The 13,109-nt window shown below is 71.8% G+C and carries 12 protein-coding genes; 5 read left to right on the top strand and 7 right to left on the bottom strand.

Features of this window, described 5'->3' with window-relative positions:
* Positions 1 to 11: 11 nt before the first annotated feature.
* From ACBJ59_RS31415 to ACBJ59_RS31405, 3 genes are read right to left on the bottom strand one after another with little or no spacing between them, the layout of a single operon-like run.
* Positions 12 to 980: an NAD-dependent epimerase/dehydratase family protein gene (locus tag ACBJ59_RS31415; protein WP_375113820.1), complete on the bottom strand. Its 969-nt coding sequence runs from the start codon at positions 978 to 980 to the stop codon at positions 12 to 14.
* On the bottom strand, positions 977 to 1,582 hold the full coding sequence (locus ACBJ59_RS31410; protein ID WP_375113819.1) for a dTDP-4-dehydrorhamnose 3,5-epimerase family protein: 606 nt from the start codon (positions 1,580 to 1,582) through the stop codon (positions 977 to 979). Before ACBJ59_RS31410 ends, ACBJ59_RS31415 begins: the two co-directional genes overlap by 4 nt.
* The gene (locus ACBJ59_RS31405) at positions 1,579 to 2,754 is read right to left on the bottom strand and encodes an acyl-CoA dehydrogenase family protein (protein ID WP_375113818.1); all 1,176 of its coding nucleotides are present in this window, start codon (positions 2,752 to 2,754) and stop codon (positions 1,579 to 1,581) included. Before ACBJ59_RS31405 ends, ACBJ59_RS31410 begins: the two co-directional genes overlap by 4 nt.
* Before the next feature lie 219 nt (positions 2,755 to 2,973).
* On the opposite strand from ACBJ59_RS31405, the gene ACBJ59_RS31400 reads away from it, so the two are divergent.
* Positions 2,974 to 3,726: a cyclase family protein gene (locus ACBJ59_RS31400; protein WP_375113817.1), complete on the top strand. Its 753-nt coding sequence runs from the start codon at positions 2,974 to 2,976 to the stop codon at positions 3,724 to 3,726.
* A 14-nt stretch (positions 3,727 to 3,740) separates the two neighbouring features.
* On the top strand, positions 3,741 to 4,958 hold the full coding sequence (locus ACBJ59_RS31395; protein WP_375113816.1) for a methyltransferase domain-containing protein: 1,218 nt from the start codon (positions 3,741 to 3,743) through the stop codon (positions 4,956 to 4,958).
* Between the two features lie 61 nt (positions 4,959 to 5,019).
* On the opposite strand, the gene ACBJ59_RS31390 is transcribed toward ACBJ59_RS31395, so the two are convergent.
* Genes ACBJ59_RS31390 through ACBJ59_RS31380 form a run of 3 tightly spaced genes read right to left on the bottom strand, consistent with a single transcriptional unit; the run spans position 5,020 to position 8,488 of the window.
* Entirely contained in the window at positions 5,020 to 6,486 is a 1,467-nt protein-coding gene (locus ACBJ59_RS31390) for an FAD-binding oxidoreductase (protein ID WP_375113815.1), read from the bottom strand.
* Positions 6,487 to 6,494: 8 nt separating this feature from the next.
* The gene (gene rfbB / locus ACBJ59_RS31385; RefSeq protein WP_375113814.1) at positions 6,495 to 7,424 is read right to left on the bottom strand and encodes a dTDP-glucose 4,6-dehydratase; all 930 of its coding nucleotides are present in this window, start codon (positions 7,422 to 7,424) and stop codon (positions 6,495 to 6,497) included.
* Positions 7,421 to 8,488, bottom strand: coding sequence for a glucose-1-phosphate thymidylyltransferase (locus ACBJ59_RS31380; protein WP_375113813.1), 1,068 nt, complete (start codon positions 8,486 to 8,488; stop codon positions 7,421 to 7,423). Before ACBJ59_RS31380 ends, rfbB begins: the two co-directional genes overlap by 4 nt.
* Before the next feature lie 145 nt (positions 8,489 to 8,633).
* Between ACBJ59_RS31380 and ACBJ59_RS31375 the strand changes: the two genes are divergently transcribed.
* Complete coding sequence (locus ACBJ59_RS31375; RefSeq protein ID WP_375113812.1) at positions 8,634 to 9,602, top strand: helix-turn-helix transcriptional regulator; 969 nt, start codon at positions 8,634 to 8,636, stop codon at positions 9,600 to 9,602.
* Here ACBJ59_RS31375 and rdmE read toward each other — a convergent pair.
* Positions 9,568 to 11,163 carry an aklavinone 12-hydroxylase RdmE gene (rdmE, locus tag ACBJ59_RS31370; RefSeq protein WP_375113811.1) on the bottom strand — a complete coding sequence of 532 codons (1,596 nt, stop codon included), beginning with the start codon at positions 11,161 to 11,163 and terminating at the stop codon, positions 9,568 to 9,570. The genes ACBJ59_RS31375 and rdmE overlap by 35 nt on opposite strands.
* Before the next feature lie 135 nt (positions 11,164 to 11,298).
* Between rdmE and ACBJ59_RS31365 the strand changes: the two genes are divergently transcribed.
* Together ACBJ59_RS31365 and ACBJ59_RS31360 are read left to right on the top strand one after the other, a co-directional pair.
* A complete protein-coding gene (locus tag ACBJ59_RS31365; protein WP_375113810.1) occupies positions 11,299 to 12,279 on the top strand; it encodes an ATP-binding cassette domain-containing protein in 981 nt (326 codons plus the stop codon).
* Entirely contained in the window at positions 12,276 to 13,109 is an 834-nt protein-coding gene (locus ACBJ59_RS31360; RefSeq protein ID WP_375113809.1) for an ABC transporter permease, read from the top strand. Before ACBJ59_RS31365 ends, ACBJ59_RS31360 begins: the two co-directional genes overlap by 4 nt.

Genomic DNA, 13,109 nt, shown 5'->3' with positions numbered 1-13,109 from the left:
GGGGGCGGCGCTCAGGCCGTCCCCGCTCCCGTGGAGGCGGACGTGGAGGCGGACGTGGTGGCGGAGGTGGAGGCGGACCACATGGCGTGCACGGACTCGCGCAGGCCGATGCGCGGCTCCCACGACAGCGCGCGCCGGGCCAGGCCGATGTCGAGCTGGGTCCAGTCGCCGCCCTTGCTGCGGACCTCCCGGTCCAGCTGCTTGATCCGGTCGCGGGGGAAGCGGGAGGCCTCGATGAGCCACCCGACCAGCGAGCTGATCGGCACCGCCTCGCCCCGGCCGATGTTGATCACCCGGCTGTCCAGGGGCGACGTGGCCGCCCGGACGATCGCGGCGGCCACGTCGCGTACGTCGATGAAGTCCCGCCGGGCGTCTGCGACGCTCAGCTCCAGCACCTCGCCGGCCGCCAGCGTGCGCTTGATGCGCAGCGTCAGGGCCGCCAGGAAGCTCTCCTGCGGTGGGTAGGGCCCCGACATGTTGGCCGCCCGCAGCACCACCGCGTCGATCCCGCGCTCGTCGGCGGCCGCCAGCACGGCCTGCGACGTCGCCAGCTTGGCCTGCGCGTACGGCGTGACGGGGCGAGGCACGACGTCCTCGCGCAGCAGCGTGCCGTGCGGGACGGGGCCGTACTCGTGCACCGAGCCGACGTGCACCAGCCGCGGCCGGTGCGCCACCAGGGCGAGTCCCTCCAGCAGCCGGTCGACCAGCCGGAGGTGCGAGTACGTCATCTCCTCGGGCGTGTCGCCCCACCCGCCCGCCGTGTTGACCACGGCATCGGCCCTGGGCGTGCCGAACAGCTCGGCCAGGCGCCGGGGGTCGGCCGCGGTGATGTCGAGAGCGGTGAACGGGGTGCCCGCCAGGTGCGGCGCGGCGGACCTGGCCACGGCCAGCACGTCCCAGCCGTGGGCGGCGAAGGCCGCGCACACCTGCCTGCCGACGCTGCCGGTGCCGCCCAGCACCACGACGCGCGGGGAGGTCATACCCACAGCGCCCGCTCCACCGCTCGGGAGGTCTCGTAGCCGGGCAGCAGCCCGGCCACGCGCGCCTCCTCCAGCGTCGGCGCCACCCGGTCGCGGTCCGACAGGAGCGGCTCGCCCCACTCGGTCGGGATCGGCAGCCCCAGCGCCGGATCCAGCGCCGACAGCGCCAGCTCGTTGGCCGGGGTGTACTCCTCGGAGAGCATGTACGCCATCACGGTGTCGTCGTCCAGGGCGATGAAGGCGTGCCCCACGCCGACGGGGAGGTAGGCGCACTGGAACTCGTGCGGGTCCAGCAGCACGGCCTCCCACCTGCCGTACGTCGGCGAGCCCTCGCGGACGTCGACGACGATGTCGAGCGAGCGCCCCTTCGGGCAGTAGACGTATTTGGCGGTCCCCGGCGGGGTGACCGTGTAGTGGATGCCGCGCACCACACCCAGGCGCGACCTGCTGTGATTCGTCTGCCGTACCGGGAACAGGGGGTGCCCGACGGCCGCCTCGAACGCGGTGTGCTGGAACGGCGAGACGAACAGGCCGCGCTCGTCGGGGAAGATGTCGGGCACGAACTCGTAGGCGCCTTCGACGGCCAGCTCGCGGGCCTTCATCGCAGGGCCTGCCCGCTGAGGTAGTCGACGCCGCCGGCGTAGTTGTAGGGGTGCATGAACCCGCCGGCCCGGACGTCCCTGTACAGCCGCGACAGGGGATGGGACCCGGTGTAGGCGGCCCCGCCCACCACGCTCAGGCAGTCGTCCACGACGTCCACCGCGTGCCGGTTGACCAGCAGTTTCGCGTACTGGAACGGCGTCATCATGGCCCGCCCGCGCTCGGCCGGGTCGCCGCTGTGGTCCTCGGACAGCCGGTCGGCGTTGTCCAGCGCGGCGGCGACCGCGCAGCGCAGCGCGTAGAGCCTGATGTCGATCTCCGCGATCTTCGTCAGCACGGCGGGCGCCGCCCGGCCCCGCTTGCGCACGTGCGCGACGGTCAGTTCCCGCGCGGCTTCGGCCAGCGCGGTGTAGATCCCGAGCATCGTGATCGAGCTGACCGTCTGGCCGGCCAGCGCCGCGTCGTCGGGCTCGCCGAGCGCCCCGCGCGGCAGCACGTGGCTCTCGGGTACGGGGACGGCGTCGAAGGTGATGTCGACGCTGCCGGACGAGCGCATGCCCATCCCGTCCCAGTTGTCCTCCACGGTCAGGCCGGCGCTGTCACGGGGCACCACGGGGGCCGCCATGCGTACCGGATCGCCGTTCTCGCGCACCTGCGCGGAGATCACGAAGTGGGTGGCGATCGGCGCCATGCTGACCAGCGTCTTGCGCCCGGTCAGCGTGTAGCCGTCGCCGTCGGCCCTGGTCAGCGTGGTCGGCTGCCCGACGTCCTTGACCGCGCCGCACACCACCGCCTCGCCCGCGGCCATCTGCCGCAGCAGGTCGTCGGCCAGCGCGCGGGACCGCGGCGGGCCGTGCCGCCACTCGTAGGTCAGCGTCAGGCCCCGGCTGAACTGCATGTGCAGGGCCAGCGCCACCCCGGCGTCGGCCTTGGCCACCTCGCCGAGCGCGACGGCGACGTCGTGCATGGAGGTGACGCCGAGCCCGCCGTGCCCGGCCGGCACGGTGGCGCCGAGCACGCCGTCCTTGCCCAGCTGGGCGAACAGGTGCGCGGGCAACCGCGCCGCGCGGTCGTGCGCCTCCGCCTCGCGCTCCAGCACCGGCAGGTGCGGTCGCAGCAAGGAGAGGAGCCGGCGTCCCTCGGGGGTCACGGGCGCTCGCAGATCAGGTGCCATGGTCGCTCCGTAGGCTCGTCGGGTAGGTCGGGTGAACCGTCGGGATCAGCCTGGGCGATGGCGCTGGAGAAGCGCTTTCGGGTGTTTGGTCCACCGGCGCTCCAACCACACTCCAGCGGCAACCGCTGTGCTCGAAGGCGACGGATCGAGTGAGCGGATCGAGTGAGCGGATCGAGTGGCGGGAGGCAGCCGGTGCGGTTGGTCGACATCAGCAGCTCTGTGGACGCGTCAGCGTGGGAGCCCGACCCGATCGGGCACGAGATCCTCACCCCGGCCCAGGGGGCCGCGCACATGGCCGAGGAGATGCGGGAGCACTTCGGGGTGGTGTTCGATCCGGCCGAGCTGCCCGACGGGGAGTTCCTGTCGCTGGATCGCCTCTCCCTCACCTCGCACACCGGCACCCATGTGGACGCGCCGTCGCACTACGGCTCGCGCGCCCGTTACGGCGACGGCCGGCCGCGGGACATCCACGAGCTGCCCCTGGAGTGGTTCTACGGCCCGGGGCTGCTGCTCGACCTGACCGGCTGCGAGGGGTCCGTCGCGGGCGCGGCCGACGTGGAGAAGGCCGTCGAGCGGGCCGGCCGCCGGCCCCGGCCGGGCGACATCGTGCTGCTCAACACCGGCGCGTCGGCCTGGGCGGGGACGCAGCGGTACTTCACCGACTTCACCGGGCTCGACGGCCCCGCGGTCCACCTCCTGCTCGACCTGGGCGTACGGGTGATCGGGACGGACGCCTTCAGCCTGGACGCGCCGTTCGGCGACGTCATCGCCCGCTACCGGGCCGGCGGCGACCCCTCGGTGTTGTGGCCGGCGCACGTGGCCGGGCGCAGCAGGGAGTACTGCCAGATCGAACGGCTGGCCAACCTGGACGCGCTGGGGGAGCCGTACGGCTTCCAGGTGGCGTGTTTCCCCATCAAGATCACAGGCGCCGGAGCGGGCTGGGCCCGAGCGGTCGCCATCTTCGCGGAGTAGAGCAGGAGCCCGATGTGAGCAAATGTCGTGTCTGTGAAGGTGAAGTCAGGAAGTTCTTCGACTTCGGAAAGCAGCCGCTGTCCGACACCTTCCTCACCGAGCAGGAATCCGGCGAGGCCTACCACTTCCGGCTGGCCGTGGGGCTGTGCACCCGGTGCACCATGGTGCAGCTGCTCGAAGAGGTGCCCAGGGACCGGATGTTCCACCACGACTACCCGTACCACTCCTCCGGATCGCGGCGCATGCGCGAGCACTTCGCCCAGACCGCCCGCGACCTGCTCGCCACCGAGCTGACCGGCGAGGACCCGTTCTGCGTGGAGATCGGGTCCAACGACGGGGTCATGCTCGGCGTGATCAAGGACGCGGGGGTGCGCCACCTGGGCGTGGAGCCCTCGGGCGGGGTCGCCGAGCTGGCCAGGAAGGACGGCGTACGCGTACGCACGGACTTCTTCGAGGAGACGACGGCCCGGCTGATCGCCGTCGAGGACGGCCCGGCGGACGTCATCTACGCGGCCAACACCATCTGCCACATCCCCTACCTGGACTCGATCTTCCGCGGCGTGGACGCGCTGCTGCGCCCCGGCGGGGTGTTCGTCTTCGAGGACCCCTACCTGGGCGACATCGTGGAACGCAACACCTTCGACCAGATCTACGACGAGCACTTCTTCCTGTTCACCGCCCGGTCGGTGCGCGGCGTGGCCCACCGGTTCGGCTTCGAGCTGGTCGACGTGCACCGGCTGCCCGTGCACGGCGGCGAGGTGCGCTACACCATCGCCCGCAGGGGCGAGCGGGCGCCGAGCCCGGCCGTCCCGGCGCTGATCGCGGAAGAGACCAGCCGGGGGCTGGCCGAGCTCGGCACGCTGGAGAAGCTCGGCGACGGCATCGACCGCATCTGCGCGGACCTCGTCGCGCTGCTGCGCGACCTGCGCGGGCGGGGGCTCAGCGTCGCGGGATACGGCGCCACCGCCAAGAGCGCGACCGTCACGAACTACGCGGGCATCGGCCCCGACCTGCTGCCGTGCGTCTACGACACGACCCCGGCGAAGATCGGGCGGCTGATGCCCGGCTCGCGCATCCCGATCAGGTCGGCGGAGGAGTTCGGCCGGCCGTACCCGGACTACGCGGTGCTGTTCGCGTGGAACCACACCGAGGAGATCCTGGCCAAGGAGGAGGAGTTCGCCGCCCGGGGCGGCAGGTGGATCGTCTACGTGCCCGAGGTCCGCGTCCTCTAGGGGGTCCCACGAGACATCGCCGGGCGGATCCCGCCCGGCGATGTCTTCCTGCTGTGCCGCGTCAGGGCAGCCGGACCGACAGGGCGTGGCGGAAGGTGTCGCCCGGGTCCCAGCGGGCCTTCACCCGCTGCAGCGCGGCGTAGTTGTCGCGGAAGTACAGCCGGTGCCAGGGGACCCCGCTCCGGTTCAGCTCCAGGTCGGCGAGGTCGGCGTCGGCGTAGTTGACGAACGCCCCGCCGTACCCGCGATCCGGGTCCGGCACGCCGCCCGCCTCGGCGAACAGGCCGTGGTAGGTCTCGCGGATCCAGCTCAGGTGCAGGTCGTCCTCGCGGGGGTCCCACCAGAACACCGACCCGTACGCCTTCAGCACGGCGTCGCGGTGCGCCATCGCCGTGTCCGCGGGCCCGGCGGCGTTGATCGCCCCGCCGTGGGAGAGCAGGTAGAAGGCGGCCGCCGGGTTCTGGTACCCCGACTCGTCGGTGAGCCGGCGGTACAGGCCGGCGATCGTCTCCTCCGTCCACGACGAGCGCAGGAACGCCGCCTTGGACTTGAAGCGGCCCTTCACCCCGGCGTACTCGTCGGGGACGAGCGCGGCGGCCAGGAACGGGCTGGTCGAGACCTCCGTCTCGGGCTCCGCGCGCACGGCGCGGCGGACCTCGGCGAGGAAGGCGTCGGCCAGCCCGGCGTGGCCGTCCTCGACCGCGCTCTCCAGGGTGATCGGCCCGCCGCCGGCGCGGGGCATGGTCAGGCTGTTGTCGAGCCGGGCGCCGGGGCTGCCGGGCGCGCTGTTGTGCTCGTGCCAGGCCGAGAACGCGCGCACGAGCCCGACGAAGCCGTCCTCGTCCAGGTCGGCCCACTGCCAGCGGACGGTCTGCTTGGTCACGGCGGCCGGCGGCGCGGGCAGCGACAGCTCGCCGCCCGGCGAGCGGAACAGGAAGCGGGTGACCACGCCGAAGGCGCCGGCGCCGCCCCCGGTGCAGGCCCACCACAGGTCGCGGTGGGGGTCGTCCGGCTCGCGGGTCGCCAGCACGGCGCGGGCCCGCCCCGACTCGTCCACCACGACGACCTCCACCCCGTAGAGGTGGTCGACCGACAGGCCGTGCGCGCGCGAGAGCGCGCCGCCCCCGCCGCCCGGCACGTGCCCGCCGACGCCGATCTCGGGGCAGCGGCCCGCCGGGACGGTCACGCCCCAGCGGAGGAACAGCGTCCGGTACATGGCGCCCAGGGTCGCGCCCGGCTCGACCGAGAACGCCTTCAGCTCCGGGTCGAAACCGACCGCCTTCATCTCCGACAGGTCCAGCACCGTCCGCGTCCCGGGATGGTCGACCAGCGCCTCGAAACAGTGCCCGCCGCTGCGCACGGCCGGCCGCTCGCCCGCCCTGACCGCGTCCTCCACGGCCCGGACCACGTGCTCGGTCTCGCCGGCCAGGACGATCTTCGCGGGGTCGGCCGGGAACCGGGCGTTGATGCCGCGGCCGGCCAGGTCCGGGTAGCGGGGATCGGCCTTGTCGACGGTCACGGGGTACATGTCGCTCCTCACAGGTCGGAATGCCAGCCGGGGTGGTCGGCGTACCAGCGGACGGTCTCGGCCAGCCCGGTCTCGAAGCCGACCGTCGGGCGGTAACCGAGCGCGCGCAGCTTGGCGTCGTCCAGGGAGTAGCGCCGGTCGTGTCCCTTGCGGTCCTCGACGTGCTCCACCAGCTCCCAGCCGGCGCCGCAGGCGGCCAGCAGGCGTTCGGTCAGCTCCAGGTTGGTCAGCTCCGCCGTGCCGGCGACGTGGTAGACCTCGCCCGGCCGGCCGGCCTCGGCCACCAGCCGGATCGCCGCGCAGTGGTCGCTGACGTGGATCCAGTCCCGCACGTTGCCGCCGTCGCCGTACAGCGGGACCTTGCGGCCCCGCAGCAGGCGGGAGACGAACAGCGGGATCATCTTCTCCGGGTACTGGTACGGCCCGTAGTTGTTGCCGCAGCGGGTGATCGAGACGTCCAGGCCGTGGGTGATCGCGTACGCGCGGGCGAGCAGGTCGCCGCCCGCCTTCGAGGCCGCGTACGGCGATCGGGGCCGCAGCGGCGCGTCCTCGGCCCACGAGCCCTCGTCGATCGAGCCGTAGACCTCGTCGGTGGAGACCTGCACGACCTTCGGCACCCCGGCCTCCAGGCAGGCGTCGAGCAGGGTCTGGGTGCCCAGCACGTTGGTCCGCACGAACACGGCGGCGCCCTCGATCGAGCGGTCCACGTGCGACTCGGCGGCGAAGTTGACCACCAGGTCGTGGCCGGGCACCACCTCTTTCAGCAGCCCGGCGTCGCAGATGTCGCCCTGCGCGAACGTGTACCGCACGCCGTCCAGGCTGGCGAGGTCGCCGGCATAGGTCAGCTTGTCGAGCACGGTGATCTCGGCGTCGGGGAGGGCCCGGGTGAAGTGCGAGCCGATGAACCCGGCGCCGCCCGTGACCAGCACCTTCCTCATGAGCTCAGCTGGACCTTGCTGTGGTCGCCCAGCACGAGCCGGTGGGCTCGGGGGGTGTCGGGCGCGGGGGTGACCTGGACCTCGTGGCCGATCAGCGACGCCTCGACCCTGGACACGCCCGTGATGGAGGCGCGGGGCAGCATGATCGAGTATTCGATCTCGCTGCCCACGATCGCGCAGTCCGGCGAGATCGAGGTGAACGGCCCCACGTAGCTGCCCGACACCAGGGAGCCGGTGCCGATGATCGCCGGGCCGACGACGCGGGAGCGTTCGACGACCGCGCCCGGCTCGACCACGACCCGGCCGATCAGCTCGCTCTCGCCGTCCACCCGCCCGTCCACCCGGCTCTCCAGCGACTCCAGCACCAGCCGGTTGACCTCCAGCATGTCGGTGACGTTGCCGGTGTCCTTCCAGTAGCCGGAGATGGTGAGCGACTCGACCCGCCGGCCCTCCTCGATCAGCCACTGGATGGCGTCGCTGATCTCCAGCTCGCCGCGGGCCGACGGCTTCAGCTCGGCCACCGCCTCGTGCACCTCCGGGGTGAACAGGAAGACGCCGACGAGCGCCAGGTCGCTCTTGGGCTCGCGCGGCTTCTCCTCCAGGTTGACCACCCGGCCCCGGCCGTCCAGTTCGGCGACGCCGAACTGGCGCGGGTCGTTGACCCTGGTGAGCATGATCTGGGCCGAGGGCCGGTCCCGGACGAACCGGGCCACGATGTCGTCGATGCCGCCGACGATGAAGTTGTCGCCGAGGTACATGACGAAGTCGTCGTCACCGAGATAATCGCGGGCTATCAGTACGGCGTGGGCGAGCCCGAGCGGCTTGCGCTGCCGTAAATAGGTCACCTCGAGGCCGAATTGCGAACCGTCGCCGACGGCGGCCTCGATTTCGGCATGCGTGTCACCCACGACCATGCCGAGTTCTCGAATGCCGACGTCGGCGAGCGCCTCCAGGCCGTAGAACAGCACGGGTTTGTTGGCCACTGGCACGAGTTGTTTGGCGGAGGTGTGCGTGATGGGGCGCAATCTGGTGCCCGAACCTCCGGCAAGCATGAGTCCCTTCACCCAATAATTATAGAAATCGCCGTTGACCAGGCGTAATGGCGAATATTCACGGGCATGCGTGAAGGAATCATCTTGACGGCAGGCGGCCGGCGTTCCACCGGATTGCGGCCGGATTCTGACCGCAACGCGTGCCACGATGGGGTGCATGGCTAACACGCCACAGCGCATGCTGCGCCTGCTGTCCCTGCTCCAGAACAGCCGTTACTGGACGGGGCCCGACCTGTGCGAACGTCTGGAGGTCAGCCCGCGCACGCTGCGCAGGGACATCGACCGGCTGCGCGAGCTCGGCTACCCCGTGCACGCGACGCCGGGGGCGAACGGCGGCTACCGGCTGGAGGCGGGCACGGCCATGCCGCCGCTGCTGCTCGACGGGGAGGAGGCGGTGGCCGTCGCGATCAGCCTGCGCACCGCGGCGGGCGGCTCGGTGGCCGACATCGAGGAGACCTCGGTGCGGGCGCTGGCCAAGCTGGAGCAGGTCCTGCCCGGCCATCTGCGCAGCCGGGTGAACGCGCTGCAGAACTACACCGTCCCGGTGACCGTGGCGGGGCCCGTCGTGGACCCGGAGTGCCTGATGGTGATCGCGCAGGCGTGCCGCGACCGCGAGCGGCTCAGGTTCGCCTACGCCAAGCGCGACGGGAGCGAGAGCAACCGGCTCGTGGAGCCGTACCGGCTGGTCCACGTCGCCAGGAAGTGGTACCTGATGTCGTGGGACCTGCAGCGGGAGGACTGGCGCACGTTCCGGATCGACCGGCTCTCCGCGCCGTACGCCACAGGGGTGCGCTTCAAGGCGCGCGAGCTGCCCGCCGAGGACGTGGCCGCGTACGTGGCGGAGTCCATCACGTCCTCGCTGGCCCGCTACCGCGCGCTGATCACCTTCCACGCGCCGATCACCCGGATCGCCGAGCGCATCAGGCCGCGCGACGGCATCCTCACCGAGGTCGACGACAGCACCTGCATGCTGCGCACCGCCGCCGACTCGCTGCAGTGGCTGGCGCTCACGATCGGCATGTTCGACGTCGACTTCGAGGTGCACGAGCCGCCGGAGCTGATCGAGTACATCCGGCTGCTGTCGGGCCGGCTCATCCGCGCGGTGTCCGGGCCAGAACCCTGGTGAGCGCGGCACGGACGGCGGCCTCGGGATCCCGAGCCGGGCCCGTCGCGCGCCAGGCGACCACGCCGTCCGGGCGGACCAGGCTCGCGCCCTCGCGGCCGATGCCGTAGAGCCGGGCCACCTTTCCTCCGGGGTCGGCGAGGTCGCGGCCGAGGGCGTGGGCCCGCAGGGTGACGCCGAGGTCGCGGGCCGCCGCCGAGGCCGCCCCGGCCCAGCCGGCGTCGCCGATCAGGACCCAGGCGTCGCCGTACAGCTCCACCGTGGAGAGGCGGACGCCGTCGCGCTCCACCCAGACGTGCGGGGCGCGGAAGCCGGGGCGGCCCGTCGGGCGCAGCGGGTCCTCGACGGGGGCCGGGTCGTCGTCCTCGCTGATCACCGCGCCGGAGCGGTAGCGGAAGCCCATCAGCACCTCGGCGGTGCCGCGGCCGCGCGGCACGCTGTCGGCCAGGTGCGGCGCCATGCGCTCGGCGTAGATGCTCAGCGACTCGTCCACCACGAGCCGGGCCACCTGCCCGCGCTCGTGCCCGTAGCTGTCGAGCAGGCCGTCGCCGGCCTCGCCGCCCAGCACCGCGGCCAGCTTCCACGCCACGTCGAAGCCGTCGCCGACCGCCGTGTTGCCGCCCATGCCGCCCGTCGGGGGAGTGACCTTGGCCGCGTCGCCGGCCAGCAGCACCCTTCCCTCGCGCCACCGGTCGGCGATCAGCGCGGCCATCTCCCAGGTCTGGATGTCCAGCAGCTCCGGCCGCAGGTCGGGGGCGTCCACCGCCAGGCGGATCAGCTCGGTGCAGCGTTCCGGGGTGTAGTCCTCAGGGCGCCGGCCCTGTTCGGGGTCGTACTGGACGTAGAACGTGTGCCGGTCCGGGCGGTCGGTCGGGCCGAAGGTGCCGGTGAACTCGGGGTGCTGCAGGTAGTACCAGCCCGTGGAGTCGGGCGGCAGGACCGCCGACAGGTCGGCCTCGAAGATCACGCCGACGAAGTGGGCCAGCGATCCGAGGCCGTGCCGGGGGATGCCCAGCTTCTCCCTGACCATGCTGCGCGGGCCGTCCGCGGCCACCAGGTAGCGGGCGGTGACCGTGCTCTCCTCGCCGGTCGCCGGCGCGCGCAGGCGGGCCGTCACGTGGTCCTCGGTCTGGGAGAAGTCCGTCAGCTCGGTGCCGAAACGGATGTCGGCGCCGGACCTGGCGGCCTGGGCCAGCAGGATCGGCTCGACCTTGTCCTGGGAGGCCAGCGCCCACGGCATGGGCGTGCAGTCCTCGGTGGCGCCGACCAGCTCCTCGAAGCTCTCGGCGAAGGTGTGCAGCGTCCGGCCGCCCACGGTCTCGGCGACCTTGATGGTGAAGTCGCCCTGCCGGCCGCGGATGTCGACCGTCTCGGCGACCTGCTCCGCGACGCCGCCGATGCGCATCAGCTCCATCGTGCGCGGATTCTGCCCCGCCGCCTTGGGATAAATGGACGTGCTGCCGTGCCGTTCGGCGAGCACGACGCGGATTCCCCGGCGGGCCAGGAACATGGCCGCCGACAGGCCGGCCAGCGCGCCCCCGACCACGATTACCTCGAATTCCACGCCGGCCTCCTGACTCGAACGGAATCCCAGGGTCGGATTATTTGGTCGAGTTTCCGCTGAGTATCGCTGGAGAAATCGGCTGCGCCGGACAATGCGGTCAGGAACTGACCGCGCTGCCGGGTTATCGTCGGAAGCATGAGGAATAACGGCACGCCAGCTATAGAAACCGCGGGCCTGCGGAAGAGCTTCGGCGAGACGAAGGCCGTCGACGGGATCGACCTCGTGGTCCCGTCCGGTGTCGTCTACGGCGTCCTCGGCCCCAACGGTGCTGGGAAGTCAACGTTAATCCGCATGCTCGCGACGCTGCTCCACCCCGACGGCGGCACCGCCACGATCTTCGGCCACGACGTGGTCCGCGAGTCCGACACCGTACGCCGGCGCATCAGCGTCACGGGGCAGGCGGCCTCGGTCGACGACGCGCTCACCGGCACGGAGAACCTGGTCCTCATGGGCCGGCTCCAGGGCTACGGCTGGCAGCGCGCGAGGGAGCGCGCCGCCGAGCTGATCGGGGCCTTCGAGCTGACCGACGCCGGGGACCGGCTGGTCAGCACCTACTCGGGCGGCATGCGCCGGCGGCTGGACATCGCCGCCAGCATCGTGGTCACCCCCGACCTGCTCTTCCTCGACGAGCCCACGGCCGGGCTGGACCCGCGCAGCCGCAACCAGGTGTGGGACATCGTCAAGGCGCTGCTGGCCTCCGGCACCACGATCCTGCTCACCACCCAATACCTGGAGGAGGCCGACGAGCTCGCCAGCCGCATCGCGGTCATCGACCACGGCAGGGTCATCGCGGAGGGCACCACGGGCGAGCTGAAGTCGTCGGTCGGCTCGATCGCCCTCCAGGTGCAGCTGCGCGAGCCCGAGCTGCGGCCCAGGGCGCAGGAACTGCTCGGGCGCGAGCTCGACGTGCCCGTGCACCTGGAGACCGACCCGGCCCGCCTGTCGGCCAGGGTCGACGACAGCACACGGGTCATCCCCGCCCTGGGCGCCCTGGCCACGGCGTCGATCGAGACCGTCGAGTTCGCCGTGCGGCAGCCCAGCCTCGACGAGGTGTTCCTCACGCTCACCGGACACAAGGCCGACGACACGCCGGTCAGGGAGGAGAGCAAGGCATGACACAGTCCACCCAGCGAGTCGAGGACCCGGTCAGGGCGGCGGTGTCGGTGCGCGAGCGCCCGCCGCGGGCGAGCGCGCTCTCCGCCACGGTGACCCACCTGTGGCGCGGCGCGATGGCGTTCAAGCACTTCCCGGCCCAGCTCATCGACATGCTGCTGCTGCCGATCATCTTCCTGCTGCTGTTCACCTACATGTTCGGCGGGGCCTTCGCCGGCTCCACCCAGGAATACCTGCAGTTCTTCCTGCCGGGCATCGCCGTGCAGAGCGTCATCCTGATGACCGTCTACACCGGCACCGCGATCAACACCGACATCAACAAGGGCGTCTTCGACCGGTTCAGGACGCTGCCGTTCTGGCAGCCGGCGACCATCGCCGGCAACCTGGTCGGCGACATCGTCCGCTACGTGATCGCCCTCTCCGTGACCGTCGGGCTCGGGCTGCTGCTCGGCTTCAGGCCCGCCGGCGGGATCACGGGCGTGCTCGCGGCCATGGCCGTGCTGATCGTCTTCGGCTTCAGCATCAGCTGGATCTTCGCCGCGATCGGCGTCGTGGCCAGCGTCCCCGAGCGGGTCTCGGGCACCAGCATGATCGTGATCTATCCGCTGGTGTTCACCAGCAACATCTTCGTCCAGCCGGAGACCATGCCGTCGTGGACGCAGACGCTGGTGCAGATCAACCCGATCAGCCACGCGGCCACGGCGTCACGCACGCTGATGCACGGCACGGCGGGGTTCTGGGACGTCATGTGGGCGCTGATCATCGCGGCGGTGACCACGCTGGTGTTCGCGCCGCTGGCGGTGCACCTCTACCGGAACAAGAACGCGCACTGA

It is taken from the genome of Nonomuraea sp. MTCD27 (assembly GCF_041950495.1).
Classification (GTDB): Bacteria; Actinomycetota; Actinomycetes; order Streptosporangiales; family Streptosporangiaceae; genus Nonomuraea.
Note: the sequence above shows the minus strand (reverse complement) of the source record. Positions and strands in the feature narration are given on the sequence as shown.

What these genes read in the sequence shown, in the direction of transcription:
- ACBJ59_RS31415 (WP_375113820.1), bottom strand. Translation starts at nt 980, where the DNA reads ATGACCTCCCCGCGCGTCGTGGTGCTGGGCGGCACCGGCAGCGTCGGC.
- ACBJ59_RS31410 (WP_375113819.1), bottom strand. Translation starts at nt 1,582, where the DNA reads ATGAAGGCCCGCGAGCTGGCCGTCGAAGGCGCCTACGAGTTCGTGCCC.
- ACBJ59_RS31405 (WP_375113818.1), bottom strand. Translation starts at nt 2,754, where the DNA reads ATGGCACCTGATCTGCGAGCGCCCGTGACCCCCGAGGGACGCCGGCTC.
- ACBJ59_RS31390 (WP_375113815.1), bottom strand. Translation starts at nt 6,486, where the DNA reads ATGTACCCCGTGACCGTCGACAAGGCCGATCCCCGCTACCCGGACCTG.
- rfbB (WP_375113814.1), bottom strand. Translation starts at nt 7,424, where the DNA reads ATGAGGAAGGTGCTGGTCACGGGCGGCGCCGGGTTCATCGGCTCGCAC.
- ACBJ59_RS31375 (WP_375113812.1), top strand. Translation starts at nt 8,634, where the DNA reads ATGGCTAACACGCCACAGCGCATGCTGCGCCTGCTGTCCCTGCTCCAG.
- ACBJ59_RS31365 (WP_375113810.1), top strand. Translation starts at nt 11,299, where the DNA reads ATGAGGAATAACGGCACGCCAGCTATAGAAACCGCGGGCCTGCGGAAG.
- ACBJ59_RS31360 (WP_375113809.1), top strand. Translation starts at nt 12,276, where the DNA reads ATGACACAGTCCACCCAGCGAGTCGAGGACCCGGTCAGGGCGGCGGTG.